Below are 3,430 nucleotides of genomic sequence, written 5' to 3'. Positions count from 1 at the left end.
TTATCCCGGTTTCGGTAGATCATGCCCACTCTTTTCTTAAAGTGCAAACATAGTGTATAATTGTTATGCGCTTGAAATAGACATGCCATAAACGGCATTCCGTCTCAGTTTTATGGAAAATTAAACACTTTGTTTAGATAAATATTTACAAGCTGCTGATGTATTTTGTGGCTTATATTATTATTATAATATTATTGCCAAAGTCTATTATTTTGTTATCTCGAATTTACATCAAGTGTCTAATTTTTACGACTTACATTACTTACGAAAAAAATATATAATTACTCCCACGGGAAATATATTTTTGTCGGTAGATCACAAATATTTCGATGAACTTTGCAAATCGTGAAGTGCCAAATATAAAGGCAAACCTGATGAAAATCAGGGACGCAAAGCCTTGGGTCTGAGACTGCTTGTTAGTTATGATTGCCAGGTTGCAAAAATGGATATATTCCGACAACACACCACAATTCTAAGAATGTACCGAAAAACGCTGTTAACCTTATTCCTAATGCTCATTAGCTTGAGCCTGACTGCTTGCGTTGAGGCAGCTTCTGGGGGAGCTTCTTCGGTTAGTGGTATGGGTGCATTGGGGGCCAGTGGTATTGATCCGCGTTTCCGTGAACTCTTTGATTTACTGGGCGGCCGTGATGTGCTTGGCGCAGCTATTTCGCCGAAATTCGAGAAGAATGGACTTGAATACCAATACACGGCGAATGTGTTGATGGTCTATGACCCGAGCACAAATCAATACTCATTGGCATCCATTGGCCGCAGATTGGGAATTGCCGAGCCGACCACAAATCCGGCTGCGCCCGGTGGGCATGATATCTATGCAGGCTTTTTGCCGTTATACGAACAGTTGCGCGGAAATCGGTTTGTCGGCGTTCCGTTGACTTCTGTACGCTATAATGAAGCTCGCGGGGGTATTGAGCAGTATTTTGAAAACCTGGGCTTTTACCAGTTAGAGACAGATCCACCCAATGTTGTGCATCTCATGTATTATGGCGCATGGCTGTGTGCAGAGGCCTGCTCAGTGGACATCCCCCCTGTAGCTGCGCCTGATTTGCCTTCCATTGTGGTGACTCCATTCTCAGACGCGCTCGAACGCTTGTCGCCCGATTTCACTGGAAAGCCGCTTTCTTTGCCGTACCTGGCTCCCGATAGCACGCAAGAGCAAATTTACGAAAATGTTGTGGTCATCTCCGACCCTGCGAGGCCCGGCGGAATTGCCTTGCGTCCGATTACGGCCATGTTGGGCGTGCGGGCAGATTTCAATACCGCATTTGATGTCCCTGAGCAATTCCATCGCTTTATCATGGAGAATTCAGGCTACGAACTTTCTGGCGCGCCGGTTACCGAATATTCTCCGCAAAGCGACGATGTCTATCGCCAGTGTTTTGCCAATATGTGCCTGGACTACTTCCCGAATAAGGCAGAAGAGTTGCAGGTTCATCCCACCGCTTTGGGATATTTATATAAATCGCGCTATTATCAGGAAACGCCCGGCGGCGAAACGGCTGGCTCCGGTGGCTCGCTGATGCTCACGGTTTCCGAGGGCTACAGTTTGGTGGCTCCCAATGCGTCGCAAGTGATTTCGGTCTATGTTTCGGATGGGTACCAGCCCCTGAGTGGCGTTTCTCCAGTGATCGCATTGACCCTCCCCGGAGGCGAACAACGCTCCTATACTTTTGCGGCTACTCGTCCCGGTGATGGTTTCTCCACGATCGCGCTGGAGCCGATTAATGCGCCGCATGGCACGCGCATCGATTATCAAGTTTGCGTCAATTCCAATAGTGGTCAGCAAACCTGCCTGCAAGATTTCTTCCTGATTTGGGGTTCGCCCTAAAATATTGAATTGTCGAAAAATAAAAGCGTGCGGAGTGAAAACTCCGCACGCTTTTATTTTTCGGCCGGTCGCGCTTCGCCGAGAATTTGCACTTCGCTGATGGCTGGCCCCAGACTGTAGACGGTGATCTCGAAGGCGAGTTCGCTCCCCGGGGCGGTTGGCGCGTTGATTTCCCATTTGCGCACCCCCACCGGATTCCCATTTGCATCATAAGCGTTGGCGAGCAGCCAAATCCGATGAGCCTCCGGCGCTTCATCGCCGCCCGGAATGCGAATGATGCCCTGGATGTGTGCTTGAGTATTATCAATCGTAATATTATTTGTCTGGATTTGGATGTCGATATATCTTTGGCTGGCTGCATCCACGGGCAGCGCGCTGCGCAGTTCGGCCTGTGCCGTAACGCCTGCAGGAATATTGGCCGCGAAAAATGTTGCCAGGGTTATTTGTTGTCCGGGGGGCAGAATATTTAAAGCGGAAATTGCAAGTTGCTGTGCTATTTTTTCGCCATTGGCTGTGTATAGGGTAATGGCTGCCGAGAGATTTTCAAGCGCTTGTGCCTGTGAATTGCGCGCGACCACCAAACACCACAACCCGCCATCGGCTGCCGGATAGCACTCCGGCTGGCCCAGATCAAAGCTGATGGGCGTCGGAGAAGGATACCCGGAGAGCACACTATCGCCGGTAGGGATGATGATTTCAGTTCCTACAATTAGAAAGCTGGGGTCAATCCCCGGGTTGGCAGCCAGCAGTTGTTCGAGCGTAATGCTATATCGATGCGCGACTTCGAGCAGTGTGTCGCCCGATTCGATGGCGTATAAAAATGGCGTCGCCGTGGCCGTGGGCACAGGCGTTGCGGTACCCTCAATAGCATTGATTCCTTCTGCCAATTGCGGGGATGACGTTGGGGTTTGAAAGGCCGTCAGCGGAATTGGCGTGCCCGTGGGGGTCGCCATTTCGTCCGTGCTGTTGGTGCACCCCACCAGACTCAACGCCAAGAATACCATCGAGAGCAGTATCAACCCCATGTCCGGGCGCGGTTTTTTGTATTTCATAAAATGGATTATACGTTCAGCAGTACCATATTTCAAGTCATCACGACACAGCGAAAGCTTTGATTCATCAGAATTGCTGATTTAACTGCCGGGCGGCTTCTTTCGCCAAATCGGTGAAAAGCGTCTGTAACGCGGCGGGGTCGCCATCCGGTTGTCCGGCGGCGACGATCATCAGTGTATGTCCGCTGGCTGAGATACCCTGCGCCGTCACTGTGACAGATGAAAATGCCATGCCCAGGTAGAAATTATCGATCGCTTCCCAGGTGGAGTTGGGCAGCGCGCCAAAGGTGCTGTCGAATAGATCCTTGACTTCACCCAGACTGGCAGGTTTGCCGCCGCCGAGCATTAAATTATAGCCGCTATCGGTGGCAAAGTGGCAGTTGTTGAGTTGATCCTGGATGACGAAGTTGAACGTGTCGTTGACAATTGCATTAAAGGCGGTGATGTCGAGCGCGTTACAATCAGGGATGGCAGGCGCCGCGGCGGGTTGAATATCCCCTGTGGCGGGTGGTGATTCGGGAGGGGCTTC

At 50.5% G+C, this 3,430-nt stretch carries 3 protein-coding genes and 1 riboswitch (1 of these 4 running past the window's edge); of the genes, 1 reads left to right on the top strand and 2 read right to left on the bottom strand.

What is annotated here, in order from left to right:
* Positions 1-354 precede the first annotated feature (354 nt).
* Positions 355-442: riboswitch (cyclic di-GMP riboswitch) on the top strand.
* Positions 443-1,849 (top strand): hypothetical protein, encoded by a 1,407-nt coding sequence (locus HN413_15175; GenBank protein ID MBT3391739.1) that lies wholly within the window; start codon positions 443-445, stop codon positions 1,847-1,849.
* Positions 1,850-1,902: 53 nt separating this feature from the next.
* Here HN413_15175 and HN413_15170 read toward each other — a convergent pair whose 3' ends face one another.
* Positions 1,903-2,901 carry a LysM peptidoglycan-binding domain-containing protein gene (locus HN413_15170; GenBank protein MBT3391738.1) on the bottom strand — a complete coding sequence of 333 codons (999 nt, stop codon included), beginning with the start codon at positions 2,899-2,901 and terminating at the stop codon, positions 1,903-1,905.
* Positions 2,902-2,968: 67 nt separating this feature from the next.
* On the bottom strand, positions 2,969-3,430 hold the 3' portion of the coding sequence (locus HN413_15165; protein MBT3391737.1) for a hypothetical protein. It continues 66 nt past the right edge of the window; the window shows 462 of its 528 coding nt (coding positions 67-528); its start codon lies beyond the right edge, outside the window; the stop codon is at positions 2,969-2,971.

Source organism: Chloroflexota bacterium, assembly GCA_018648225.1.
Classification (GTDB): Bacteria; Chloroflexota; Anaerolineae; order Anaerolineales; family UBA11858; genus NIOZ-UU35.
The sequence above is the reverse complement of the archived record's forward strand: the minus strand, read 5'-3'. Positions and strand labels throughout refer to the sequence as shown.

What these genes read in the sequence shown, in the direction of transcription:
- HN413_15175 (MBT3391739.1), top strand. Translation starts at nt 443, where the DNA reads ATGGATATATTCCGACAACACACCACAATTCTAAGAATGTACCGAAAA.
- HN413_15170 (MBT3391738.1), bottom strand. Translation starts at nt 2,901, where the DNA reads ATGAAATACAAAAAACCGCGCCCGGACATGGGGTTGATACTGCTCTCG.